Origin of the sequence: Pseudomonas sp. REST10 (assembly GCF_029542605.1) — a bacterium.
GTDB lineage: Bacteria > Pseudomonadota > Gammaproteobacteria > Pseudomonadales > Pseudomonadaceae > Aquipseudomonas > Aquipseudomonas khazarica.
Window position 1 is genome coordinate 4680545 of record NZ_CP035677.1, and the last position, 24658, is coordinate 4705202.

20 protein-coding genes are annotated in these 24658 nt (G+C 66.1%); 9 read left to right on the top strand and 11 right to left on the bottom strand.

Annotated features, from left to right (window positions below; translation table 11 throughout):
- Positions 1-36 precede the first annotated feature (36 nt).
- From EWH21_RS22130 to rarD, 4 genes are all read left to right on the top strand, one after another.
- A complete protein-coding gene (locus EWH21_RS22130) occupies positions 37-777 on the top strand; it encodes a ComF family protein (RefSeq protein ID WP_277699344.1) in 741 nt (246 codons plus the stop codon).
- Between the two features lie 61 nt (positions 778-838).
- Positions 839-1603, top strand: coding sequence for a TOBE domain-containing protein (locus EWH21_RS22135; RefSeq protein WP_277700641.1), 765 nt, complete (start codon positions 839-841; stop codon positions 1601-1603).
- Between the two features lie 74 nt (positions 1604-1677).
- Complete coding sequence (locus EWH21_RS22140) at positions 1678-2652, top strand: serine/threonine protein kinase (RefSeq protein WP_047591885.1); 975 nt, start codon at positions 1678-1680, stop codon at positions 2650-2652.
- Positions 2653-3011: 359 nt separating this feature from the next.
- The gene (gene rarD, locus EWH21_RS22145; RefSeq protein ID WP_037056083.1) at positions 3012-3908 is read left to right on the top strand and encodes an EamA family transporter RarD; all 897 of its coding nucleotides are present in this window, start codon (positions 3012-3014) and stop codon (positions 3906-3908) included.
- A 253-nt stretch (positions 3909-4161) separates the two neighbouring features.
- On the opposite strand, the gene EWH21_RS22150 is transcribed toward rarD, so the two are convergent.
- Entirely contained in the window at positions 4162-4680 is a 519-nt protein-coding gene (locus tag EWH21_RS22150) for an ACT domain-containing protein (RefSeq protein WP_037056085.1), read from the bottom strand.
- Positions 4681-4713: 33 nt separating this feature from the next.
- Complete coding sequence (locus tag EWH21_RS22155) at positions 4714-5163, bottom strand: GNAT family N-acetyltransferase (protein WP_037056087.1); 450 nt, start codon at positions 5161-5163, stop codon at positions 4714-4716.
- A 359-nt stretch (positions 5164-5522) separates the two neighbouring features.
- Between EWH21_RS22155 and EWH21_RS22160 the strand changes: the two genes are divergently transcribed.
- Positions 5523-7700 (top strand): malate synthase G, encoded by a 2178-nt coding sequence (locus EWH21_RS22160; protein ID WP_037056088.1) that lies wholly within the window; start codon positions 5523-5525, stop codon positions 7698-7700.
- Positions 7701-7775: 75 nt separating this feature from the next.
- Here the strand turns inward: EWH21_RS22160 and EWH21_RS22165 are convergent, their stop codons facing one another.
- Positions 7776-9842, bottom strand: a complete 2067-nt coding sequence (locus tag EWH21_RS22165) for an LTA synthase family protein (protein ID WP_277699345.1) — start codon at positions 9840-9842, stop codon at positions 7776-7778.
- A gap of 177 nt (positions 9843-10019) precedes the next feature.
- Between EWH21_RS22165 and EWH21_RS22170 the strand changes: the two genes are divergently transcribed.
- Both EWH21_RS22170 and EWH21_RS22175 read left to right on the top strand, forming a co-directional pair.
- A complete protein-coding gene (locus tag EWH21_RS22170) occupies positions 10020-11951 on the top strand; it encodes a putative nucleotidyltransferase substrate binding domain-containing protein (RefSeq protein WP_277699346.1) in 1932 nt (643 codons plus the stop codon).
- A complete protein-coding gene (locus tag EWH21_RS22175; protein WP_277699347.1) occupies positions 11948-12649 on the top strand; it encodes a 3'-5' exonuclease in 702 nt (233 codons plus the stop codon). The genes EWH21_RS22170 and EWH21_RS22175 overlap by 4 nt, the downstream gene beginning before the upstream one ends.
- Positions 12650-12866: 217 nt before the next feature.
- Here EWH21_RS22175 and yegQ read toward each other — a convergent pair whose 3' ends face one another.
- The 8 genes from yegQ to EWH21_RS22215 all read right to left on the bottom strand — a co-directional run bounded on the left by yegQ (position 12867) and on the right by EWH21_RS22215 (position 20341).
- On the bottom strand, positions 12867-14174 hold the full coding sequence (gene yegQ, locus EWH21_RS22180) for a tRNA 5-hydroxyuridine modification protein YegQ (protein ID WP_152489780.1): 1308 nt from the start codon (positions 14172-14174) through the stop codon (positions 12867-12869).
- 132 nt (positions 14175-14306) lie between these two features.
- Positions 14307-14813 (bottom strand): hypothetical protein, encoded by a 507-nt coding sequence (locus EWH21_RS22185; protein ID WP_037056343.1) that lies wholly within the window; start codon positions 14811-14813, stop codon positions 14307-14309.
- Between the two features lie 90 nt (positions 14814-14903).
- On the bottom strand, positions 14904-16673 hold the full coding sequence (locus tag EWH21_RS22190; RefSeq protein WP_277699348.1) for a sodium:solute symporter family protein: 1770 nt from the start codon (positions 16671-16673) through the stop codon (positions 14904-14906).
- Positions 16674-16676: 3 nt separating this feature from the next.
- Positions 16677-16937, bottom strand: coding sequence for a DUF4212 domain-containing protein (locus tag EWH21_RS22195; RefSeq protein WP_037056334.1), 261 nt, complete (start codon positions 16935-16937; stop codon positions 16677-16679).
- 175 nt (positions 16938-17112) lie between these two features.
- Entirely contained in the window at positions 17113-17895 is a 783-nt protein-coding gene (locus EWH21_RS22200) for a hypothetical protein (RefSeq protein ID WP_277699349.1), read from the bottom strand.
- 144 nt (positions 17896-18039) lie between these two features.
- Complete coding sequence (locus EWH21_RS22205; RefSeq protein WP_277699350.1) at positions 18040-18342, bottom strand: hypothetical protein; 303 nt, start codon at positions 18340-18342, stop codon at positions 18040-18042.
- Positions 18343-18389: 47 nt separating this feature from the next.
- On the bottom strand, positions 18390-19733 hold the full coding sequence (gene creD, locus EWH21_RS22210; protein WP_047591870.1) for a cell envelope integrity protein CreD: 1344 nt from the start codon (positions 19731-19733) through the stop codon (positions 18390-18392).
- A gap of 179 nt (positions 19734-19912) precedes the next feature.
- Complete coding sequence (locus tag EWH21_RS22215) at positions 19913-20341, bottom strand: phage infection protein (protein ID WP_257229330.1); 429 nt, start codon at positions 20339-20341, stop codon at positions 19913-19915.
- Positions 20342-20589: 248 nt separating this feature from the next.
- Here EWH21_RS22215 and EWH21_RS22220 point away from each other — a divergent pair, with 248 nt between their 5' ends.
- Positions 20590-22221, top strand: coding sequence for a VRR-NUC domain-containing protein (locus EWH21_RS22220; RefSeq protein WP_277699351.1), 1632 nt, complete (start codon positions 20590-20592; stop codon positions 22219-22221).
- Positions 22218-24518, top strand: coding sequence for an ATP-dependent DNA helicase (locus EWH21_RS22225; protein WP_277699352.1), 2301 nt, complete (start codon positions 22218-22220; stop codon positions 24516-24518). The genes EWH21_RS22220 and EWH21_RS22225 overlap by 4 nt, the downstream gene beginning before the upstream one ends.
- Positions 24519-24658 lie beyond the last annotated feature (140 nt).

Sequence of the window (24658 nt, forward strand, 5' to 3'; positions counted from 1 at the left end):
TAGGCTCGGGGCTCCGTCGCTCAAGGATGAGCCGTCATGCCCGGATTCGACCTGCGTTCGCTGCAACGCCTCGGCTGGTTGCGCCTGCGGCGCCACTGCCAACTGTGCGACGACGCCAACGACCACCCCACGCACGGCATCTGCACGGCCTGTGAAGCCGAGCTGCCCTGGCTGGGGGCGCATTGCCCGGTCTGCGCCGTACCCTTGCCCGCGCAAGGACTGACCTGCGGCGCCTGCCAGAAGAAGGCGCCAGGCTTCACCCGCGTGGAGGCGCCGTGGCGCTATGCCTTCCCGGTAGACAGCCTGATCACCCGCTTCAAGCACCAGGGCCAGTGGCCGCACGGTCGCCTGCTCGCCGAGTTGCTGGCCCAACACCTGCGCCACACCTATGCCGAAGGCCTGCCCAGGCCACAGGCCTTGCTGCCCGTGCCACTGGCTCAGCGGCGGCAACGGCAGCGAGGCTTCAACCAGGCGCAGATGCTCGCCGACTGGCTGGGCGCCAGCCTGCAGTTGCCGGTTCACGGCGACTGGTTGCGGCGCCCGCTCGATACCCCTGCGCAGCAGGGGCTGAACGCCGCCACGCGCAAGCGCAACCTGCGCCAGGCCTTCGCCCTGGAGCCGCAGGCCCGGCTCCGCGGCGCTCATCTGGCGCTGGTCGATGACGTGCTGACCACGGGCGCGACCGCCAGCAGCATCGCCCAACTGCTGCGCCGCGCCGGGGCGTCACGCATCGACGTCTACTGCCTGGCCCGCACGCCAGCACCGGGGGACGGCTGACTTGACGTGCCGCGCGCAGTCACGCACCGTGCCCGACATTCTTCTCGCCTGCCCGTCCGCCATGTCTCAGCTCGACCCTCTCGCGCAACTGCTCAGCCGCCGCCCCAAACGCCTGGCCCTGCTGGAACGGATTGCCGAGCTGGGCTCCATCACCCGCGCCGCCAAGGCCGCCGGGCTGAGCTACAAGTCGGCCTGGGACGCCATCGACGAGCTGAACAATCTTTCCGAGCAGCCGCTGGTCAGCCGCAACGTCGGCGGCAAGGGCGGTGGCGGTGCACGCCTGACGCCAGCCGGCGAGCGCCTGCTGGCCCTGCACCAGCGCGTGCAGGCGCTGCAGGCCCAGTTGCTGCTGGCTGCCGAGGACGACGCCGACCTGCAACTGCTCGGCCGCCTGATGCTGCGCACCAGCGCGCGCAACCAGCTCGCCGGTCGCGTGCGTGCGATTCATCCGTGCGGGCACAACGACCTGATCGATATCGAGCTGCCGGGCGGTGAGCGGCTGCAGGCGCAGATCACCCACGACAGCACGGACAACCTGCACCTGCAGCCGGGCAGCAACGTCGTCGCCCTGATCAAGGCCGGCTGGCTGGAGCTGCATCCGCTGCACGCGCACCGCGATGAACAGCGCAATGCCCTGGAAGGGCGCATCGAACAGATCATCCCAGCACTCGACGGCCCCAGCGAAGTACGCATCGGTCTGGCCAGCGGCCAGACCCTGTGCGCCTTGATCGCCGCCGAGCAGCTGACCGCACTGGGCCTGAACCGCGACGACCCGGTCCGCGCCCAGTTCGCCGCCAGTCAGGTGCTGCTCGGCACCCAGCTGTAGCGCACCCGCGACGGCCAGCCCCCTGCACCTCGCGCAAGCCGGTAGACTGGGCGCCCACTTGTGCGGAGCCGTTCATGAGCCATCCTTTTTCGACCCTCACCCCGGACCTGGTACTCGACGCCGTGGAAAGCCTCGGCTACCTCAGCGACGCTCGCGTGCTCGCGCTGAACAGCTACGAGAACCGCGTCTATCAGGTCGGCATCGAGGGCGAGACGCCGCTGATCGCCAAGTTCTACCGCCCGGATCGCTGGAGCGACGCGGCGATCCGTGAAGAGCATGCCTTCAGCGCCGAGCTGGCCGAGCATGAAGTGCCGGTGGTGGCGCCGCTGTCACGCGACGGCGAGACGCTGTTCGCGCATGGCGGTTTCCGCTTCGCCCTGTTCCCGCGCCGTGGTGGCCGCGCCCCGGAGCCCGGCAATCTCGATCAGCTGTATCGTCTCGGCCAGTTGCTCGGACGCATGCACGCCATCGGCGCCAGTCGTCCGTTCGCCCACCGCGAGACCCTGGCGGTGGACAACTTCGGCCATGCCGCCCTGGGCGCGCTGCTCGACGGCGGTTTCGTGCCGGGCAGCCTGCTGCCGGCCTACGAGTCGGTCGCCCGCGACCTGCTGGCGCGCCTCGACGAGCTGTTCTCCCGCGTGCGCTACCAGGCCATCCGCCTGCATGGTGACTGCCACCCCGGCAACCTGCTGTGCCGCGATGACAGCTTCCATATGGTCGACCTGGATGACTGCCGCATGGGCCCGGCCGTGCAGGACCTGTGGATGATGCTGGCCGGCGAACGCCATGAGCGCCTCGGCCAGCTTGCCGAACTGGTCGATGGCTATCAGGAATTCCATGATTTCGCCGCCCGCGAACTGCCGCTGATCGAGGGCTTGCGCGCCCTGCGCCTGATGCACCACAGCGCCTGGATCGCACGGCGCTGGGACGACCCGGCCTTCCCCCTGGCCTTTCCCTGGTTCGCCGGCGAGCGCTACTGGGGCGACCAGATTCTCGCCCTGCGCGAGCAGCTGGCTGCGCTGGATGAGGAGCCGTTGCGGCTGTTCTGAAACCTGGCCTGGCTGCGCGCCCGGCGTGAATCCGAACCACGCCCTGGCGTGAGGTCATTGCGGCTATCCGAGAGATGGAGCCTTCGCGGCTGAAGCCGCTCCTACCGGTGTTCGCCTGTGCCGTAGGAGCGGCTTCAGCCGCGATGCTTGCCGTTCCATCCCGCGGCCCCGGATCGCATCCGGGCTACCCAGCGGCTGCGCCGGCCCCGCGTACCGATACAGTTGCGCGCACCGCGTAAAGTTTGCCTTACGACTTTCCCCCAGGCCTGGGCAGCCAGGGAAACTGAACGGACAGACAAGTCCGGGGCCAGACGACTAGAATTTGCCGGCCCCTCAAGCCGCCCCAGCAAGGATCATCGATGGCCACCGCCAACCCGCAGCGCGGGTACATTCTGGGCCTTACCGCCTACATCATCTGGGGCCTGTTTCCCCTCTACTTCAAAGCCCTGCAAAGCGTACCCGCGATGGAAATCATCGTTCATCGCGTGCTCTGGTCGGCGCTGTTCGGCGGCTTGCTGCTGCTGGTCTGGAAGCACCCGGGCTGGTGGCGCGAGCTGCGTGACAACCCCAGGCGCCTGGCGGTGCTCGCCGGCTGCGGCCTGCTGATCGCCACCAACTGGCTGGTGTACGTCTGGGCGGTGAACAACGGGCGCATGATCGAGGCCAGCCTGGGCTACTACATCAACCCGCTGATCAACGTTCTGCTCGGCCTGCTGATTCTCGGCGAACGCCTGCGCCGCCTGCAGTGGCTGGCCGTCGCGCTGGCCGCGCTGGGCGTGCTGCAGCAGCTCTGGCAGGTCGGCAGCCTGCCCTGGGTCTCACTAGTGCTGGCCCTGACCTTCGGTTTCTACGGGCTGATTCGCAAGCAGGCGCCAGTGGCGGCCCTGCCCGGCCTGGTGGTGGAAACCTGGCTGCTGCTGCCGTTGGCACTGGGCTGGCTGCTCCTGCACCCGGCGGCCACGAGCAGCCAGGCAAGCTTCTGGACCAGCAGCGAGGCCCTCTGGCTGGCGGCGGCAGGCCCGATCACCCTGGTGCCGCTGGTGTGCTTCAATGCGGCGGCGCGGCACCTGCCCTACACCACGCTGGGCTTTCTGCAGTACCTGGCGCCCACGCTGGTGCTGCTGCAGGCCATCCTGCTGTTCGACGAGCATTTCTCGCCGAGCACCCTGCTCGCCTTTGCCTGCATCTGGGCTGCGCTGATTGTATACAGCATCGATATCTGGCTGAGCCTGCGCAAGCGCCCGCCCGCTCGATAGGCAGCAGGATACGGCGCCGAGGCGTTGCGCGCCGTGCTCGCTGCACAGAAAACGCTCAGCCAGCTGCAGGCCGCGTCGCTCCTGGCGCAGCCTCGTTCACCCCAGGCTTATCCACAGATCCATCCCCGGCATTTGTGCACAAGCCATTGATCCTGCTGATTTTTTAGCCAGACAACGAAAAGCCCCGGCGCACTAGGTGGTGCGTCGGGGCTCCCCAGTTTATCCACAGGCTGATCCACGCAGGCCGTGGATATCAGTCCTCGGCACGCAGGTTCAGCTCGACCATCAGGTCATCGGCCAGGGTCTCCAGGCGTGCCTGCAACTGCTCCAGTTCCAGCGACTCGGGCACCGCCAGCATCGCTTCGGCGGTGAACAGCAGCTCGCCGCTCATGGGCGCCGGCGCCACTTCCGTCAGCAGGTTTTCCAGGTTGACGCCCTGCTCGGCGAGCACGCGGGTGATGTCGCGGACGATACCCGGACGGTCGTTGCCCACCAGTTCCAGGCGAATCGAGGTGAAGCGTCCGCCGGGCTCGCTGCCACTGGCCGCCAGTTGCACGCGAATCCCCTGTGCGCTCAGGGCTTCGAGCTCCCGGATCAGCGCGCCATGCGCCTCGCCCGGCACGTCCACCCGCACGATCCCGGCGAACTGCCCGGCCATGCGCGCCATGCGGCTCTCCAGCCAGTTGCCGCCGTGGGCCGCGACGCAGCCAGCCAGGCGCTCGACCAGGCCGGGTTGATCCGCGGCAATCACCGTCAATACCAGATGATCCATCTACTGCCCCTCTCTCATGTCATAGCCACAGGGTCAGCGCTTCAGCGCCAGCCAATAGGTAAGGAACTGTTCGTCACGCACATAGCCGAGACGCTCGTAGAGACGCTGCCCGGCCAGGTTGCTCTTCGCCGTCTCCAGCTGCAGGCCACAGGCACCCGTGGCCTCGGCGTGGGCACGGGCCGCGTTCATCAGCGCCTCGCCGACACCTGCGCGGCGGGACGCTTCGTCCACATACAGATCGCTGAGCAGCCAGGCCGGTTCCAGCGCCAGCGAGGAGAACAACGGATAGAGCTGGACGAACCCCTGGGCAACGCCCTGCGCGTCGCGGGCGATGAACAGCTGCGCGTCGCCGCGTTGCAGGCGCTCGCCGAGGAAATCCGCGATGTCCGACTCTGCCCTCGGCACCTGGTAGAAACGCAGGTAGCCGGCGAACAGACGCACGAGATCGACCAGGTCATTGGCACTAGCAGCAGATACCGTCATGAGGCACTCCAGAATGCATGACAGGCAGTATAGGCGAGGCGGCGTAGGCCATATTCGCGTGCTTGTCAGTAGCCAGAACAATTAATCGTGTACGTTTTTACGATTTTTATGAAACAATGACACTCTTTTTTGCACACACAACGTATCGATAATGACCGGAAAGACCTTTTCGGTCGCGGACTGACGTATCCCCACTGCATTTCCCCCGAATCTTGATGTAGTATGCCGCGCCTTGGACTACAAGACGGCAAGGCCGTCTCCGACGAGCCTCTCCAAAGGCGTAGTCGATGGCAACGCAGGTAGTTTCAGAGGGGCCCGAAGTGGCTTTTGAGTAGAGCTCAGAGAGAGTGAGGCAAGTGATGACTGAACGCGTTCAAGTCGGTGGCCTGCAGGTCGCCAAAGCCCTGTACGACTTCGTGAACAACGAAGCCATCCCCGGTACCGGCATCGCTGCCGACAGCTTCTGGGCTGGCGCCGCCGCGGTCATCAAGGACCTGGCACCGAAGAACCGTGCCCTGCTGGCCAAGCGTGACGAGCTGCAGGCGCAGATCGATGCCTGGCACCAGGCGCGCCAGGGTCAGGCTCATGACGCCGCTGCCTACAAGGCCTTCCTGCAGGAGATCGGCTACCTGCTGCCGGAGCCGCAGGACTTCCAGGCCACCACGCAGAACGTCGACGAAGAAATCGCCCGCCTGGCCGGCCCGCAGCTGGTCGTGCCGGTCATGAACGCCCGCTTCGCCCTCAACGCCTCGAACGCCCGCTGGGGCTCGCTGTACGACGCACTGTACGGCACCGACGTGATCAGCGAAGAAGGTGGCGCCGAGAAGGGCAAGGGCTACAACAAGGTCCGTGGTGACAAGGTCATCGCCTTCGCTCGCGCCTTCCTCGACGAGGCCGCTCCGCTGGCCGCCGGCTCGCATGTCGACTCCAGCGCCTACAAGATCGTCGACGGCAAGCTGGTCGTCGGCCTCAAGGGCGGCAGCAACACCGGCCTGCGCGACGACGCGCAACTGATCGGCTTCCAGGGTGACGCCAGCGCACCGGTCGCGGTGCTGCTCAAGCACAACGGCCTGCACTTCGAAATCCAGATCGATGCCAGCAGCCCCATCGGCAGCACCGACGCCGCCGGCGTGAAAGACGTGCTGATGGAAGCGGCGCTGACCACCATCATGGACTGCGAAGACTCCGTCGCCGCCGTCGATGCCGACGACAAGGTCGTGGTCTACAAGAACTGGCTGGGCCTGATGAAGGGCGACCTGGCCGAGGAAGTGTCCAAGGGCGGCAGCACCTTCACCCGCACCATGAACCCGGACCGCGTCTACACCAAGGTCGACGGTGGCGAACTGACCCTGCACGGCCGCTCGCTGCTGTTCGTGCGCAACGTCGGTCACCTGATGACCAACCCGGCCATCCTCGATGCCGAGGGCAACGAGATTCCGGAAGGCATCCAGGACGCGCTGTTCACCAGCCTGATCGCGGTGCACAACCTGAACGGCAACACCAGCCGCAAGAACACCCGCACCGGCAGCGTCTACATCGTCAAGCCGAAGATGCACGGCCCGGAAGAAGTCGCCTTCACCAGCGAAATCTTCGCCCGCGTCGAGGATGTGCTGGGCCTGGCCCGCAACACCCTGAAAGTCGGCATCATGGACGAAGAGCGCCGCACCACCGTCAACCTCAAGGCCTGCATCAAGGCGGCCAGCGAGCGCGTGGTGTTCATCAACACCGGCTTCCTCGACCGTACCGGTGACGAGATCCACACCTCCATGGAAGCGGGCGCGGTCGTGCGCAAGGCCGCCATGAAGAGCGAGGCCTGGATCGGTGCCTACGAGAACAACAACGTCGACGTCGGCCTGGCCACCGGCCTGCAGGGCCGTGCGCAGATCGGCAAGGGCATGTGGGCGATGCCGGACCTGATGGCCGCCATGCTCGAGCAGAAAGTCGCGCACCCGCTGTCCGGCGCCAACACCGCCTGGGTCCCGTCGCCGACCGCCGCCACCCTGCACGCCCTGCACTACCACAAGGTCGACGTGTTCGCCCGTCAGGCCGAGCTGGCCAAGCGCACCCCGGCGTCGGTGGATGACATCCTGACCATCCCGCTGGCCAAGGACACCAACTGGTCCGCGGAAGAAATCCGCAACGAGCTGGACAACAACGCGCAAGGCATCCTCGGCTACGTGGTGCGCTGGATCGACCAGGGCGTCGGCTGTTCCAAGGTGCCGGACATCAACGATGTCGGCCTGATGGAAGACCGCGCCACCCTGCGTATCTCCAGCCAGCTGCTGGCCAACTGGCTGCGCCACGGCATCGTCAGCGAGGCGCAGGTGGTCGAGAGCCTCAAGCGCATGGCACCGGTGGTCGACCGCCAGAACGCGGCCGACCCGCTGTACCGCCCGATGGCCCCGGACTTCGACAGCAACGTCGCCTTCCAGGCCGCGCTGGAGCTGGTCGTCGAAGGCTGCAAGCAGCCCAACGGCTACACCGAGCCGGTCCTGCACCGCCGTCGCCGCGAGTACAAGGCCAAGAACGGCCTGTGATACCCGCGCAGCAGGTATGAAAAAACCGCCCTTCGGGGCGGTTTTTTATTGGGCGGTCGCGGCAGGCCTGTGCCGCTAGCGCTTGGCCTGCGCCGTCTTGTCCAGCGAGACGCCGGTGGTATTGCCCAGCAGGCTGGCGGTCGCGGTCTGGACGAAGGCCGACAGCTTGCGCTCCAGGTCCGTACGCGCCTGGGCGTCATCGATCACCTCGGCGCCTGCGTCGTGGCCCAGCTGGTAGCGATACAGGCGCGCGTCACGGTCACGTGGCTTGACCAGGATGCGGTCGCCGCTCACCAGGCCCACGGTCTGGTCGCTGCCGGACGGCTTGATCACCGCCACCCCCGCATCACCCGGCGGCAGCGCCAGCAGGTCGCGGCCCCAGCACTGCGCCTGTACCGGCAGGCCCAGGCGCCCGACGATGGTCGGCACCACGTCGATCTGGCTGCCGACGGTATCGCGGCTGCTGCCGAAGGTCTCCTGCACGCCCGGACCGATCATCAGCAGCGGGATGCTGAAGCGCGACAGGTCCATCTCGGTGATCTGTTCATCGTTGCCGAAGCCGTGATCGCCCAGCACCACGAACAGGGTGTCCTTGAAGTAGGGCTCCTGACGCGCCTTGGCGAAGAACTGCCCCAGCGCCCAGTCGGCGTAGCGCATGGCGGTCAGGTGCTCGTCGAGCGAACCGTGGCCGCTGACGCGCTCGACCGGCAGGTTTTCCGGCAAGGCGTACGGGGTGTGGTTGGAGAGCGTCTGCAGCAGCGCATAGAAGGGCTTGCCCTGGCGCCCCAGCCTGGCCAGCTCCTCGGCGCCACGGCTGAACATGTCCTGGTCGGAGACACCCCAGGTCGGGTCGATGAACACCGGGTCGACGAAGTCCTCGCGGCCGACGAAATTGCGCATGCCTTGGTTGGCGAAGAAGCCGGACTGGTTGTCCCAGGCGAAACTGCCGTTGTAGACGTAGACGTCATCGTAGCCACGGGCACTGAGCAGCTGCGGCAGCCCGGAGAACTGGTGGCTGCCCTCGGGCATGCGCATCAGGTACTCGAACGCCGGCAGGTTGGGGAAGCAGGCCATGGTGGCGAACATGCCCTGATGGGTGTGGGTACCGTTGGAGAACACGTGCTGGAACAGCAGGCCCTGCTTGGCCAGCGCATCGAAGTTCGGCGTGATGCCGTCCTGGTTGCCCATCGCGCCGATGTAGCGCCCCGCCATGCTTTCCATGAGGATCACCACCACGTTGCGCACCTGCGGCAGCTGACCTTCGGGCGGCGGCGTGTAGATGCGGCGCACGGCCGCCTGGTCGGCATCGATCAGGCGGTCACGCGGGGTCAGCAGCAGGTCGCGGGTCACCTGCCGGGCCTCGTCCGCCGGCAGGGTCGCCTTCCAGCTGTTGTCACGGTGATCGGAGAAGTAGTTGCTGGCGGCATTGGCCAGGGTCAGGGTGCCGTTGAGGCCCAGGTGGTTGGCGAACATCGAATCGGTGGTATAGGCGTCGCCCCAGCGCAGCGGCGGACCGGAGCGCAGGGTGCCACGCGCGGCCACGACGCAGACCAGCAGGAACATCACGAACACCGCGCTGCGGGCCGCCCAGTGCGGCGCGCTGGCGTTCGCGCGGGCACGGGTGGCGCGTTCGATGCGGCGGAACAGCCAGGCCAGCAGCACGCTGGCCAGGGCCCAGACCAGCAGCAGGCGCAGCACCGGGAAGCCGTTCCAGATCATGCTGGCCACGGTGCCCAGGTCTTCCTGCATGTACTGGAACACCAGGCTGTTCAGGCGCTGGTGGAATTCGCGGTAGAAATTCAGTTCGACCACGGCGAAGAACAGGCACAGGCTGGTGGCGAGGGTCAGCCAGGCCACCTGCAGGTGACGCGCACGCATCGCCCGCACGCTGAGCAGCGCCAGGGTCAGCGGGATGCACAGATAGACGATCAGGCGCAGGTCGAACCGCGCACCGTTGAAGAAGGCCTCGGCAAAGGTGCTGGCCGGCGTATCGGCGATCAGCGCATGGTTGTAGGCCAGCAGGCCCAGGCGCGCCAGCGCGAACAGCAGCAGCATGCACAGTGCGCTGCTCAGGATGAATGCCAGATGGCTGGCGATGCTGACCTGAGCCGGGGCTCGGGCGGCGGGTACGGATGGCTGCATGGAAAGGCCTGCTGGTTGCGGAACACGAGGGCTGGCGAAGTCTGCCCGGGGGGACGTAAAAATTTCGTCAAAACCCCGTGCGGCGCGCGTTGCCGCTGCCCCCTACTTAGGTGCAATGGGCAAAACGCCGTGCCGGGGCCACACTGCAAGCATCCCGAACGTGCGAGGCGCAAGCCCATGAGCAAGGCCGACGCGATGGCCGATGCGGGCAAGACCGCGGTGCTGCAGAACATCCACGGCACCATGGAGTTCCTGCAGAAGTTCCCCCCCTTCAACCAGATGGACACCGCCCACCTGGCGTTTCTGGTCGAGCATTGCCAGCTGCGCTTCTATGCCGAGGGCGACTCGATCATCAAACCCGCCGATGGCGTGGTCGAGCACTTCTACATCGTCAAGCAGGGGCGTGTGCACGGTGAGCGTCCGCACAGCGCACGCCGTGGCACCGAGACCACCTTCGAGATCACCGCAGGCGAATGCTTTCCGCTGGCCGCACTGATCGGCGAGCGCGCCACCCGCACCGAACACCTGGCCGCCGAAGACACCTTCTGCCTGCTGCTGGCCAAGCACGCCTTCATCAAGCTGTTCGCCGTCTCCAACCCGTTGCGCGACTTCGCCCTGCGCGGCGTCAGCAGCCTGCTCGACCAGGTCAACCAGCAGGTGCAGTTGCGCGCTGTGGAAACCCTCGGCGCGCAGTACTCGCTGGATACCCGCCTGGGTGAGCTGGCCATGCGCCAACCCATCGGCTGCGCGCCGCACACGCCCCTGCGCGAGGCCGTGCGGCTGATGCACGAGCAGCACGTGGGCAGCATCGTGGTGGTGGACCAAAGCGAGCGGCCCCTGGGCATCTTCACCCTGCGCGACCTGCGCCGGGTGGTCGCCGACGGCGTCGACCTGGCGCAGCCGATCGACCGGCTGATGACCCCCAACCCCTTCCATCTGCAACCGGACGCCAGTGCCTTCGACGCCGCCATCGCCATGACCGAGCGGCATATCGCCCACGTTTGCCTGGTGCAGAACGAGAAGCTCTGCGGGGTCATTTCCGAGCGAGACCTGTTCAGCCTGCAGCGGGTCGACCTGGTCCACCTGGCCCGAACCATTCGCCACGCCGGCAAGGTCGAGACCCTGGCCGGGCTGCGCAGCGACATTCGCCTGCTGGTCGATCGCATGCTCGCCCACGGCGCCAGCTCGACGCAGATCACCCACATCGTCACCCTGCTCAACGACCACACCGTGTGCCGGGTGATCGAGCTGACCCTCGAGGACATGGGCGACCCGGGCATCGCGTTCACCTGGCTGTGCTTCGGCAGCGAAGGCCGCCGCGAGCAGACCCTGCACACCGACCAGGACAACGGCATTCTCTTCGAGGCCGCCGACGCTGCCGAGGCCGCCACCATCCGTGGCCGCCTGCTGCCGCTGGCCGTCGAGATCAACCAGCGTTTGGCGCAATGCGGCTTCACCCTGTGCAAGGGCAACATCATGGCCGGCAACCCGGAGCTGTGCCTGTCGCGCCAGGAGTGGTCGCGGCGCTTCGCCGGTTTCGTGGACGAAGCGACGCCGGAGAACCTGCTGGGCTCGTCGATCTACTTCGACCTGCGCACCATCTGGGGCCCGGATACCGGCTGCGAGCAGCTGCGCGCCGCCTTGCTCGAACGCGTCGCCAGCAACAGCCTGTTCCAGAAGATGCTGGCCGAGAACGCCCTGCGCCAGCGTCCGCCGGTTGGCCGCTTCCGCGACTTCGTGGTGGCGCGCTCCGGCGCCGACAAGGACACCCTCGATCTCAAGGTGCAGGGCCTGACGCCCTTCGTCGATGGCGCCCGCCTGCTGGCGCTGGCCAACGGCATCAGCTCGGTCGGCACCCTGGAGCGCCTGCGCGCGCTGGTCGCCAAGGGCGTGATCGATGCGCTGGATGGCGCGGCCTACGAGGAGGCCTATCATTTCATCCAGCAAACCCGCATGCAGCAGCACCAGCTGCAGGCGCGCGACGAACTGCCCTACTCCAATCGGGTCGACCCCGATCACCTGAATCACCTGGACCGGCGTATCCTGCGCGAGTCCTTCCGCCAGGCTCAGCGACTGCAGAGCAGCCTGGCCATGAGGTATCAGCTATGAGCAAGTTCACCTGGTTCACCGGCCGTGGCCCGGCCCTGACCCAGCAGCAGTTGCAACGTCGCCAGGCCCTGAGTGCGCCCGCGCCGCTCGATGAGCGGCCGCTGCACCAGCAGCGCATCGTCGTGCTGGACCTGGAGACCACCGGCCTGAACATGCGCCGCGACCTGGTACTGGCGATTGGCGCGGTGGTGATCGATCACGGCGCCATCGACTTCGCCGAACAGTTCGAATGCACCCTGCGCCGGCCCGACCACCAGGCCAGCGCCAGCACCCTGATCCATGGCATCGCCCCCAGCGAGGTGGCACGCGGCGTCGACCCGGCCGAGGCCTTGCTGGACTTCATGGAGTTCGTCGGCAGCAGCCCGCTGCTGGCCTTCCATGCCGGTTTCGACCAGCGCATGCTGGGGCGTGCCCTGCGCCAGAGCCTGGACTATCGCCTGCAGCACAACTTCTTCGACGTCGCCGAGATCGCCCCCCTGCTCTGCCCGCAGGCACGCGTGCGTCAGGGCGGACTGGATGAGTGGGTCACCGAGTTCGGCCTGCAGGTGCAACAGCGCCACAACGCCAGTGCCGACGCGCTGGTCACCGCCGAACTGGCGCTGATGCTGTTCAGCAAGGCACGCCGCCAGGGCATCGACAGCCTCTGCGAACTGGAACGCCAGCTGGCCAGCCGACGCCGCCGCCAGCAGGCGATGTAGCGGCGCCCTGCGCATCGCCCGTATCGCCCGTATCGCCCGCAAGCGGGCTCCTACACCCTGCTCGAGCACATCGCGACTGAAGCGAATCGCCAGATGCATCGGCTGACGCGATCCGTAGGAGCCGGCTTGCCGGCGATCCACCCCCGCCCCTACAACACCGTAGGGTGGATGACGCTTCACCCATCCACCGAAAACGCTATCCCTCCACCCTCGCGCCCTACAGATCGCGCATCAGCAGGCCGTACTCCAGCTGCACCTGCGCCGGCAGCGGCAGGTAGAGGACGTGGCCGTCGCCAGGCGCTACCGACTGCGCCTGGCCTTGTGCGTTCTGCAGTTGCTCCAGGGTGAAGCGCAGGTTGCCCTGTGGCGTCATCAGTTCCAGGCCATCACCCACCGCGAAGCGGTTCTTCACCCGCACTTCGACCAGCTCGCCACGGCGCTCGCCGGTCAGCTCGCCAACGAACTGCTGACGCTCGGAAACCGAGCTGCCGCGCTCGTAGTTCTGGTATTCGTCGTGCACGTGGCGGCGCAGAAAGCCCTCCGTATAGCCACGGTGGGCCAGCGATTCGAGGCTGCCCAGCAGGCTCGGATCGAAGGGCTTGCCGGCCAGCGCATCGTCGATGGCGCGGCGATAGACCTGGGCAGTACGCGCCACGTAGAAGTGGCTCTTGGTCCGCCCTTCGATCTTCAGCGAATGCACGCCCATGCGCACCAGGCGCTCGACGTGCTGCACCGCACGCAGGTCCTTGGAGTTCATGATGTAGGTGCCGTGCTCGTCCTCGAAGGCGCTCATTTCCTCCTCCGGGCGCCCCGCTTCCTGCAGCACGAACGCCTGAGAGGTCGGTGCCCCCTGGCCCAGGGTCGGGTCGACCACGCGCACGATCTCGCCCAGTTCGTTCTCGGCTGCCGGCGTGGCCTGGTACTGCCAGCGACAGGCATTGGTACAGGTGCCCTGGTTGGGATCGCGACGATTGATGTAGCCCGACAGCAGGCAGCGCCCGGAATAGGCCATGCACAGCGCGCCGTGGACGAATACCTCCAGCTCCATGCCCGGCACCTGGGCGCGGATTTCCCCGATCTCCTCCAGCGACAGCTCGCGCGACAGGATCACCCGCGTCAGCCCCTGCTGCCGCCAGAACTCGACGCTGGCCCAGTTCACCGCGTTGGCCTGCACCGACAGATGGATCGGCATCTGCGGGTAATGCTGGCGCACCAGCATGATCAGGCCGGGGTCGGACATGATCAGCGCGTCGGGCGCCATCTCGATCACCGGCGCCAGGTCCTTGAGGAAGGTCTTGAGCTTGGCGTTGTGCGGGGCGATGTTGACCACCACGTAGAACTGCTTGCCCTGTGCGTGCGCCTCAGCGATGCCCAGCGCCAGGTTGGCGTGATCGAATTCGTTGTTGCGCACGCGCAGGCTGTAACGTGGCTGCCCGGCATACACCGCATCGGCGCCGTAGGCGAAGGCGTAGCGCATGTTCTTCAGGGTGCCGGCCGGCGACAGCAATTCGGGAAAACGGGGCATGACCGCGCGCTCGAAAAATCAGGGGCTGGCGATTCTATGCAGATGCACTGCGCGGGCATTGACCTGGGTCTATGCGCTGGCAGAAAGACCCGTGCCCCGCCGCGAGATCGGCGAGGCAGGTCACGCGCTGACCTACTGACAGGTCAGGCGGTAGAGGGTGTCACTCTTGTCGATGCGCTTGAGCTGGGACAGCTGCGGCTGTTTCTGCTCATCCAGCGGCAGCAGCTCGGCCGTTTCGCAGTTGAGCAGGTGCGCCTGGTGCGAGACATGGTCGACATGCTGCTTCTCGAAGCGATAGAGCATGAATTCCGCCACCCGCGCATCCGCGACCTGCTGGCGCACGACGCTCTTGCTGTCGAGCACGGTGAAGGCCGTGGTGATGGGTACGAAGTAGCTCCAGGGACGCCAGAACACATGCCCCTGCTCGGTCGCGACCACGACCGACTCCTTCGGCTGGCGCTGCTGCTGGTGCTCGAACCAGGCGTACTCGTAGGACACCTGGTAACCCAGCATGCCCAGGCCACCGAACAGCGGAATGATCCACCTGGGCAACCTGTTGCGCGTCAGTTTGCGCAGCAGCAGGGCAATACCGGCAGCGCCGAGCCCCGAAACCACGATGGCAAGCAAAGTCCACAACATACGACTGTTCCCGAAAAAAGACGGGCCTCCGAGGAGGCCCGTCTGTCAGACCCTGGACCATCGAACGATGGCGTCAGGCCAGGATTATGCTCAGTGGCTCAGAGCGGCACCAGCACCTTTGGGGGTACGCACGCTTTCCACCAGATCCTGGATTTCCTGCGGCGGCTCGGCGGTGACCATCGACACGGCGTAGGCCACGGCGAAGTTGATCAGCGCACCGACGGAACCGAAGGAAGCCGGGGAGATGCCCATGAACCAGTTGTCCGGGGTATTGGCCAGCATGTTGGTGCCCGGAATGAAGAACCAGCCCAGGTAGGTGAAGATGTACACCAGGGTGATGGCCAGACCGGCGACCATGCCGCAGATCGCGCCCTTGTCGTTCATGCGCTTGGAGAAGATCCCCATCATCAGCACCGGGAACAGCGAGGCTGCCGCGATACCGAAGGCCAACGCCACCACCTGCGCGGCGAACCCAGGCGGATTGAGCCCCAGATAGGTCGCCAGAAGGATCGCGCAGGCCATGGAGATCCGCGCGGCGAGCATCTCGTTCTTCTCGCTGATCTTCGGATTGATCAGGGTCTTGATCAGGTCATGACTGATCGCCGAGGAGATCGCCAGCAACAGCCCCGCCGCGGTGGACAGTGCAGCCGCGATGGCACCCGCCGCGATCAGACCCACGACCCAACCCGGCAGGTTGGCGATTTCCGGGTTGGCGAGCACCAGGATGTCGTTGTTGACGGTCAGCTCGTTGCCGTTCCAGCCACGCTCCTGAGCGGTCGCGGTGAAGGCCGGTGCGGCATCGTTGTACATCTGGATGCGGCCGTCGCCGTTCTTGTCTTCCCACTTGATCAGGCCGGTGGTTTCCCAGGTCTTGACCCACTCCGGACGCTCTTCATAGGACAGCGCAGGCGCCGAGGTGCCTTCCGGGTAGATGGTGGTCATCAGGTTCAGGCGCGCCATGGAGGCCACAGCCGGAGCGGTGAGGTACAGCAGCGCGATGAAGATCAGCGTCCAGCCAGCGGACCAGCGGGCATCGGCCACGCGCGGTACGGTGAAGAAGCGGATGATCACGTGCGGCAGACCGGCAGTACCGATCATCAGCGACATGGTGAACAGCACCATGTTCAGCTTGTTGTCGACGTCAGCGGTGTAGGCGGCGAAGCCCAGGTCACGGACCACGGCATCGAGCTTCTGCAGCAGCGGCAGGCCGGACTCGACATGGTCACCGAACAGGCCCAGAGGCGGAATCGGGTTACCGGTCAGCTGCAGGGAGATGAAGATCGCCGGAATGGTGTAGGCGATGATCAGCACCACGTACTGCGCCACCTGGGTGTAGGTGATGCCTTTCATGCCGCCGAATACGGCGTAGGCGAACACCACCGCTGCGGCGATCCAGATACCGGTCGAGTTGCTCACTTCGAGGAAGCGCGAGAACGCGACACCGGCACCGGCCATCTGGCCGATCACGTAGGTGACGGAGATGATCACCAGGCAGATCACCGCAGTCAGACGCGCACCGCGGCTGTAGAAGCGATCACCGATGAAGTCCGGCACGGTGAACTTGCCGAACTTGCGCAGGTAGGGCGCGAGCAGCATCGCCAGCAGCACGTAGCCGCCGGTCCAGCCCATGAGGAAGGTGGAGTTGGCATAACCACCGGCGGCGATCAGGCCCGCCATGGAAATGAACGAGGCTGCAGACATCCAGTCAGCAGCCGTCGCCATGCCGTTGGTGACCGGATGGACGCCACCGCCCGCGACGTAGAATTCCTTGGTGGAACCGGCGCGCGCCCAGATGGCGATACCGATGTAGAGCGCGAAGGACGCCCCCACGAACAGCATGTTGATTACGAACTGGCTCATGACCTACTCCTCGACGCCGAATTCTTTATCGAGCTTGTTCAGTCTCCACGCGTAGTGAAAGATCAGCCCGATGAAGAAGAGGATGGAGCCCTGCTGCGCGAACCAGAATCCGAGGTCGGAACCGCCTACCGAGATACCCGCGACCATGGGGCGCAGAATCATGGCGAATCCGTAGGAAACCAGCGCCCAGATGATCAGGCTCCAGGTGATGAGCCGCACATTGGCCTTCCAGTAGGCCGCGGCATTTGCTTGTTCAGAAGTCATAGACGCCTCCGGTTATTGTTATTCTGATGCACCTTCAAACTAGCAGCTGGCCAGCAAAAGCCGACAGCTAGACATTGGTATTAGCCGAAGATCGTCATGACTGCCCGTCCATGTGCAGCATGCGGGCGCTGTTTTGCAAAACCTCGCGCAGATCGTGCGGGAGTAGGGTGGCCGCTCAGAGCGGCGACAGCTCGATCGGCAGCAGATAGCGCTCGTCGCCGTATTCGATGGTGTATCGGGAGCGCTGGGTACTGCGCTCGACCGTCTGACAGTCGCCGGCGACCTCTGCGGAGCGGCTGTGGATAGCGCTCATCCTGAGCTGCAGGTCGCGATAGCCGGCATGCCCGACGCGCTCGGTGATGATCACCACGCCCGTGGATTCGCTGAACTCTCCGGCGCAGTGGGTATCCCACTCCCCTCCCGAGCGCTGCACCACCAGCTCGCTCAGCACCGACCTCAGGTGCTGTCCATCCAGCTCGTACAGGTTGAGTTCGGTTTCGTGGAAGGGATTGGGGGCTGATCCGTTGCGCCGCTTGATGCGGACACCGAAGGCCAGGTCCTGCGCACGCAGACGATAAGGGGCGGTGTCGAACTCGATGCCATCGACGAATATCGCATCCCAATCCAGCCGGTTGGGTTCGATCAGGCGCGCCACGACATCTTGCCTGGCACTATCGAGCAGGAGGACTTCGAGGTCGCTCTGGCCATGGTCGTCATGCTCCTCGCGCAGCAGCGGCACGGCGACCAGGGTCAGGTGCGGCCGCGCCGGCCAGACCTTGCAGATGCTCTGTCGGGCATCCACCCGATAGGCCCCGCGCTCATCCTGCAGCCAGATTCCGCCAGCCTGGCCCGGGTGCGCCTGTTCCAGCCAGCCAGGCAGTTGCGCCGAGCAGTCATCGGCCAGCGCCACGCTGGCTGTCAGCAGGCCGGCCAGGCCCACGGCGAGTCTGAATGTCATCCCTGAACACCTCCTGTTCATCCCGCCGCGAGTCTACGTCAGCGCAGCACCACCGCCCATGACGGGCATCGCGAAACAGCCAGGCGATGCGCCGTGCCAGCAGATGCCCGGCACGCGCCTCCTCACGCAAACCGATATGCCCGCTCATGCGCGGTACCACAGGCGCATGAAACCCAGCGCCAGGATCAGGCCGACCTGGCCCAGTGCGGCACACAGCGCCAGAAAGGAACGCAGCGAGCTGTTGTTCGCGGCGTCCTGCACCCCCATCAGCGAACTCCAGAAGCCCTCCGGCAACACCATCAGGCTCAGGCTGGCGAGGGGCTTGCCAGTCATCAGCAGACCATCGATGACGTCGAACCAGCCAACGAACATCAGACCGATCAGAATCATCACGGCTACCACCAGGCCAAGGCCCAGGCACGCGGAAAACTGCATGAGAAGACGCATGGGATCACCTCCAGAGAAGCGGCGCGGCCACTGCCGCGCCATATGATTCAGGCTTGCGGGGCCGCGCGGCCGACGCCATACCAGTCCAGTTTGCGGGTCAGTACCATCACGCTGCCGAGCACGCCGAAGACCAGCAGCGAGCCCATCAGCAGGGCGTAATCCTCGGCGCTGAGCAGGCCGTAGAGCATCCCGTAGAGCGCCGCCAGCAGGGCGCCAAAGCCCATGCCGCGCTGCCAGCTGTGCAGCACGTGGCTGACGTAGAAGCCGATCAGGCCGACGCAGGCCGTGGCGGAAAGGCCATAGGCCAGCGCGAAAGGCAGGTGCTCGGAGAGCGACAGCAGCAACAGGTAGAACAGCGCCAGCGACAGCCCCACCAGGGCGTACTGCACCGGGTGCACGGCAAGGCGCTTGAGCACTTCGAAGAGGAAGAACGCCGCGAAGGTCAGGGCGATGAACAGCAGCGCGTATTTGATCGCCCGGTCGGTCTTCAGGTACTGGTCGACGGGGTCGACGAAGCTGACGCCGAAGTGGCGGCCGAACAGCGCCTGGCAACGCTCGCCCACCACGCAGTCACGCAGCGCCTCCTCCAGGTTGGTGGCGAAGAAGCTGGTCTGCCATTCGGCCGTGAAACCCTTGGCGTCGATGCTGCGACGGTTCGGCAGGTACTCGCCGACGAAGCTCGGGTGCGGCCAGTCGGAGCTCAGCTTGACCCGGCTGTCACGCCCGACCGGCACGATCGACAACTGCTCGGTGCCCTGCAGCTTGAGGTCGAAGGCGAACTCCAGGCTCTGCCCACCCTGCGGGTCGAGTGCGGGGATCGGTGCATGCACGCCCGCGCCGAAACTGTCGTCGCCGCTGCCGGGAGCGAAGCTCAGGGTCTGGCCATTGAGGCGCAGCTGCAGGTCATTGCTGATACCGCGAATGTCGCTGATGCCGACCGAAAGGAAAGGTTTCTCGAAGCGGTAGAAACCGAGGTCGTCGCCCAGGCCCAGGCGCGCCGGCAGGCGGAACTGGCCACTGACCTGGCTGTCGCTGTGGTACAGGCGCGCCTGGTAGATGCCCCGCGCCCGCAGCTCGGTGCCGACCTGCCCCTCGAGCACGAAGCGCTCCGGCAGGAAGTACAGGCGTCCGCGTTGCTGACGCTCCTCGGTGTAGCGTTCGCCGGTGGTCTTGTTGGTTTTCCACTCGTGAGTGGTCTTGATGTAAGGCACGACCAGAATCGGCCCGGTGACCTGCTGGCGATAGCTGGAGCTGCGCGCGATGTCCTGCAGCACGTCATGGCGCAGGCCCTGACGCTCGTCGACCAGGCCATCGATCATCAACAGGGGAATCATCAACAGCAGAATCAGCAGGGCGATGGCGCCCAGCTTGAAGCCCAGGGTACGGCTCATGGTACGGCTCTCCGTAGCGAGTGAAGGTACGGCAGAGTCTGGGCAGCCTGGGTGGCGGGGGTATGGGGCGAGCGTGGAGATTGTGTGGAGAATGTGGGAAACAGAAAGGGCGCCGGTCGAGGGCGCCCTTGCTAACGGCTGTGCGGCATGAGACTGCTCCCGCGTGATAGATGACCGGATCAGCTGATACGGCTGGCACCTACGCGGTCGGCACCGTCTTCGGCGACACGGTTCGCACCGACGCGATCGGCACCATCTTCGGCTACGCGGAAACGTTCCAGCGTGCGCTCGGCACCACCTTCGGCGACACGGTTCGCACCGACGCGATCGGCGCCATCTTCAGCGACGCGGAAACGCTCCAGCGTGCGCTCGGCACCGCCTTCGGCGACACGGTTCGCGCCAACACGATCGGCGCCATCTTCGGCTACGCGGAAACGCTCCAGCGTGCGCTCGGCACCACCTTCGGCGACACGGTTCGCGCCAACACGATCGGCGCCATCTTCAGCGACGACAGGGGCGGTGGATTGCGCGGCGGTTACCTGCGGCAGGGCGAAGGCACTGGCGGACAGGGCGGCGAGGACAAGGCTGGCGAGGATCTGCTTTTTCATGTTCGTTCTCCTGAGAAGGGGTGAGCAACTGGGTACGGTTGTCATGTTACGCACGCCCCGGAACGGCAAAAGGGACATCTCGGGATAGTGACAATCGACGCCATCGATAGCTGAAAAAACTCTTTCCGATCAGCTAGATAGGCTCACCTCTCAGGCACGACTCAGGCGCCCCGCCTTCCGTCTGCTCAGGCAATGCAGCGGGTGAACGGCACTGGCATCTGTATAAAAAACCAGTAAGACTTCGCACCATGCTCAACCTCGACGCCCCCGAACTCTATTACCTGGCCAACTTCCGCAAGGCCCTCGACTGGCTCGACACCCATCATCGCGACCTGATGGACGACGCCGAGCTGGCCTTCGTCGCGAACTTTCTCCAGCTGCCGCTGCCATCCCAGGCGCTGCTGGTGCGCCTGGTCATGCGCAAGGGCGTGCACTTTCGCGCCGGCAAGCTGCGCTATGTGGAGATCGGCGACATTGCCACTGCGGCTGGCGCGCTGCTGGCGTCGGGCTGGCTGATCGAGCATGCAGCGCTGACCTTCGATGAGCTGGGCGCCCTGCTGCTCAAGGATGAGCTGGCCACGCACTTCGCCGACGACCTGCCCGGAGGCAGCCTGAAGAAAAGCGAATTGCTCGAACACCTGCGCGCCCTGCACACGGAACCGCGCAGCCTGGCCGATTGGTGCCCACGGCTGGACGAGCGCCTGTTGAGCCTGGTCATCGGCCCGCTGTGCGACCGCCTGCGGCTAATGTTCTTCGGCAACCTGGCACAGGACTGGTCGGAGTTCGTGTTGGCCGACCTGGGGATATTCCGTTACGAGCAGGTGCCGATCACCCCCGGCTCACGCGGTTTTCGCAGCCGTCAGGACGTCGACGACTACCTGCACCTGCGCCTCTGCCGCGAAGCCTTCGAGGCAGGCATGACGGTGCCCGAGGTGCTGCAGCAGCTTGGCGACTTTGCCAGCGCCAGCGCGCACATCAACGAACGCCACCAGCGCCTGCTGCTGCAACTGGCGCAGCATCTGGAGCGCGCGGGCGAACTGGACTCGGCGCTGACGCTGTATCGCGACACCCGCGCGCTCGGCTCGCGGCAACGGCAGATTCGCGTGCTGGAACGCCTGGGCCAGGATACCGAGGCGCTGACCCTGGTCGAACAGGTGCTCGAAGCGCCGCTCAACGCCGAGGAAGCGCAACTGGCCGGACGCGCACGCACCCGCCTGCGCAAGCGCCTCGGCCTGCCGGCGGCGCCCAAGGCGGCGAAGCTCGATGAGGATCGTCTCGACCTGCGCCTGCCGCGCGCCGCCAGCGTCGAGCTGGCCGTGGCCGCGCACCTGGCCGCGCCCGATGCGCCGGTGCATTACGTGGAGAACACGCTGATCTGCGGGCTGTTCGGCCTGCTCTGCTGGGAGGCGATCTTCGCCCCGCTGCCCGGTGCCTTCTTCCATCCCTTCCATACCGGTCCGGTCGATCTGCACCGCGCCGACTTCCACGCCCGGCGCAGCGAGCTGTTCGCCGCCTGCCTGGCGCGCCTGGATGACGGCAGTTATCGCGACGCCATGCGCCGTACCCATGCCGAGAAATTCGGCATCCAGTCACCGTTCGTGTTCTGGGAGCTGCTCGATGCCGAGCGCCTGGAGCAGGCGCTGGCCTGCCTGCCGCCAGCGCACCTGGGCGCCTGGTTCCGCCGCCTGCTGGCCGATATTCGCGAGAACCGCGCCGGCATGCCCGACCTGATCCAGTTCTGGCCCCGCGAGGGACGCTACCGGATGATCGAGGTGAAGGGCCCCGGCGACCGCCTGCAGGACAACCAGAAGCGCTGGCTGGCGTTCTGCGCCGAGCACGGCATGCCGGTCAGCGTGTGCTACGTAGAGTGGCTCGATTGAACCTGCGCGTCGCCGTGCGCGAGCTGTGCGAGTTCACCGCCAAGGAGGGTGACCTCGACCTGCGTTTCACCCCCTCGCCGACGGCCCAGGAGGGCATGGCCGGGCACGCCACGGTGGTGGCCCGGCGCGGCCCGGATTACGTGTCCGAGTTGCCACTGATCGGCGAGTTCGAAGGGCTGACGGTCAGTGGTCGCGCCGACGGCTTCGACCCCGAGTTTCGTCTGCTGGAGGAGATCAAGACCCACCGAGGCGACATCTCGCGCATCCCCGCCAACCATCGCCTGCTGCACTGGGCGCAGGTGAAGATCTACGGCTGGCTGTTGTGCCAGGAGCTGGGCTGCGACGAGCTGGACCTGGCGGTGGTCTACTTCAACGTCATCACCCAGCAGGAGACGGTGTTCCGCGAGCGCCACAGCGCCGAGTCGCTGGGTGAGTTCTTCGCCCTGCACTGCCGCCGCTACATTACCTGGGCGCGGCAGGAGCAGGCGCACCAGCAGGCGCGCAACCAGGCGCTGGAGGCCTTGAGTTTCCCCTACGGCGAATTCCGCCACGGCCAGCGGCAACTGGCCGAGGCCGTGTACCGCGCCGCGCGCGACGGCCACTACCTGCTGGCCCAGGCCACCACCGGCATCGGCAAGACCCTCGGCACCCTGTTCCCGCAGCTCAAGGCCATGCCCGGCCAGCAGCTCGACCGCCTGTTCTTCCTCAGTGCGAAGACACCGGGCCGGCGCCTGGCGCTGGATGCCCTGCAGCGCCTGCGCGAGCCGGACACGCCACTGCGCGTGCTGGAACACGTGGCCCGCGACAAGGCCTGCGAGCACCCGAGCAAGGCCTGCCACGGCGACTCCTGCCCATTGGCCAAGGGCTTCTACGACCGCCTGCCGGCAGCACGCAGCGCGGCGCTCAAGGAGCGCTGGCTGGATCAGCAGGCGGTGCGCAACATCGCCATCGCCCATGGCGTCTGCCCCTACTACCTGAGCCAGGAGCTGTGCCGCTGGAGCGATGTGGTGGTGTGCGACTACAACTACTACTTCGACCTCGGCGCCCTGCTGCACAGCCTCACCCTGGTCAACCAGTGGCGCGTCTGCCTGCTGGTGGACGAGGCGCATAACCTGGTCGAGCGCGGGCGTGGCATGTACAGCGCCGAGCTGGATCAGGCGCGCTTCAAGGCCATGTGCCGCGACGCACCGAAACGCCTGAGAAGCGTGCTGGAACGCGTCGACCGCCACTGGGACCAGCTGCACCGTGAACAGCAGCTGCCCTACCAGGTCTATCCGCTGGCGCCGGACCTGCTGCTCGCCTCGCTGGGCAAGGCGGTCAGCGCCATCACCGACCTGCTCACCGACCAGCCCGAAGGCAATGCCGGTGAACTGCTCAGCTTCTACCTCGACGCCATGCTGTTCTGCCGCCTGGCGGAAAGCTTCGGCCCGCACTCACTGTTCGACATCAACCGCGAAGAGGCCGGCAACGGGCGCAGCCATTCCACGCTGTGCATCCGCAATATCCTGCCGGCGCCCTTCCTCGGCCCGCGTTTCGAAGAGGCGCACAGCGCCACGCTGTTCTCCGCCACCCTCAGCCCCAGCCACTACTACCTCGACCTGCTCGGCCTGCCGATCGAAACCCAGTGCCTGGACGTCGCCTCGCCATTCAGCGCCGAACAGCTGCACGTGCAGGTGGTGCGCAACCTGTCGACCCGCTACCAGCACCGCGATGCCTCGCTGGCACCGATCTGCCAGCTGATGGCGCGCCAGTACAGCGAACGCCCCGGCAACTACCTGGCCTTCTTCAGCAGCTATCAGTATCTGGAGCAGGTGCTGCAGCAACTGCGCCGCGATCACCCGCAGATTCCGCTGTGGACGCAGTCACGGCAGATGGACGAAGCGGCGCGCCAGGGCTTCATCGAACGCTTCCAGGTCGGCGGTCGCGGTATCGGCTTCGCCGTGCTCGGCGGCGTCTTCGGCGAAGGGGTGGATCTGCCCGGCGAGCGCCTGATCGGCGCCTTCGTCGCCACGCTCGGCCTGGCGCAGCTCAACCCGATCAACGAGGAAATCCGCCAACGCATGGACGCCCTGTTCGGCAACGGCTACGACTACACCTACCTCTATCCCGGTTTGCAGAAGGTGGTGCAGGCCGCTGGCCGGGTGATCCGCACACCGCAAGACCAGGGCGTGCTCTACCTGATCGACGACCGCTTCGCCCGCCCGGAAGTCCGTCGCCTGCTGCCGACCTGGTGGCAGGTCGACCTGCTGCGTTTGCCGCGGCAAGCCCATACGCTGGAACCGCAAGCCGATCCGTAGCAGCGGATGCATCCGCGATCATGGCGGCGCGCTCCGGCGGCCGGACGCTCAGCGCGGGATCACGACCTCCCAACAGCTATCCGACATGCGGTATAACCTCCAGACACTCCGGCGCCTCGCCACAGACGGCGAACCAGAGA

Coding starts and splice junctions, on each gene's coding strand:
- EWH21_RS22130 (WP_277699344.1), top strand. CDS start 37: ATGCCCGGATTCGACCTGCGTTCGCTGCAACGCCTCGGCTGGTTGCGC.
- EWH21_RS22135 (WP_277700641.1), top strand. CDS start 839: ATGTCTCAGCTCGACCCTCTCGCGCAACTGCTCAGCCGCCGCCCCAAA.
- EWH21_RS22140 (WP_047591885.1), top strand. CDS start 1,678: ATGAGCCATCCTTTTTCGACCCTCACCCCGGACCTGGTACTCGACGCC.
- rarD (WP_037056083.1), top strand. CDS start 3,012: ATGGCCACCGCCAACCCGCAGCGCGGGTACATTCTGGGCCTTACCGCC.
- EWH21_RS22150 (WP_037056085.1), bottom strand. CDS start 4,680: ATGGATCATCTGGTATTGACGGTGATTGCCGCGGATCAACCCGGCCTG.
- EWH21_RS22155 (WP_037056087.1), bottom strand. CDS start 5,163: ATGACGGTATCTGCTGCTAGTGCCAATGACCTGGTCGATCTCGTGCGT.
- EWH21_RS22160 (WP_037056088.1), top strand. CDS start 5,523: ATGACTGAACGCGTTCAAGTCGGTGGCCTGCAGGTCGCCAAAGCCCTG.
- EWH21_RS22165 (WP_277699345.1), bottom strand. CDS start 9,842: ATGCAGCCATCCGTACCCGCCGCCCGAGCCCCGGCTCAGGTCAGCATC.
- EWH21_RS22170 (WP_277699346.1), top strand. CDS start 10,020: ATGAGCAAGGCCGACGCGATGGCCGATGCGGGCAAGACCGCGGTGCTG.
- EWH21_RS22175 (WP_277699347.1), top strand. CDS start 11,948: ATGAGCAAGTTCACCTGGTTCACCGGCCGTGGCCCGGCCCTGACCCAG.
- yegQ (WP_152489780.1), bottom strand. CDS start 14,174: ATGCCCCGTTTTCCCGAATTGCTGTCGCCGGCCGGCACCCTGAAGAAC.
- EWH21_RS22185 (WP_037056343.1), bottom strand. CDS start 14,813: ATGTTGTGGACTTTGCTTGCCATCGTGGTTTCGGGGCTCGGCGCTGCC.
- EWH21_RS22190 (WP_277699348.1), bottom strand. CDS start 16,673: ATGAGCCAGTTCGTAATCAACATGCTGTTCGTGGGGGCGTCCTTCGCG.
- EWH21_RS22195 (WP_037056334.1), bottom strand. CDS start 16,937: ATGACTTCTGAACAAGCAAATGCCGCGGCCTACTGGAAGGCCAATGTG.
- EWH21_RS22200 (WP_277699349.1), bottom strand. CDS start 17,895: ATGACATTCAGACTCGCCGTGGGCCTGGCCGGCCTGCTGACAGCCAGC.
- EWH21_RS22205 (WP_277699350.1), bottom strand. CDS start 18,342: ATGCGTCTTCTCATGCAGTTTTCCGCGTGCCTGGGCCTTGGCCTGGTG.
- creD (WP_047591870.1), bottom strand. CDS start 19,733: ATGAGCCGTACCCTGGGCTTCAAGCTGGGCGCCATCGCCCTGCTGATT.
- EWH21_RS22215 (WP_257229330.1), bottom strand. CDS start 20,341: ATGAAAAAGCAGATCCTCGCCAGCCTTGTCCTCGCCGCCCTGTCCGCC.
- EWH21_RS22220 (WP_277699351.1), top strand. CDS start 20,590: ATGCTCAACCTCGACGCCCCCGAACTCTATTACCTGGCCAACTTCCGC.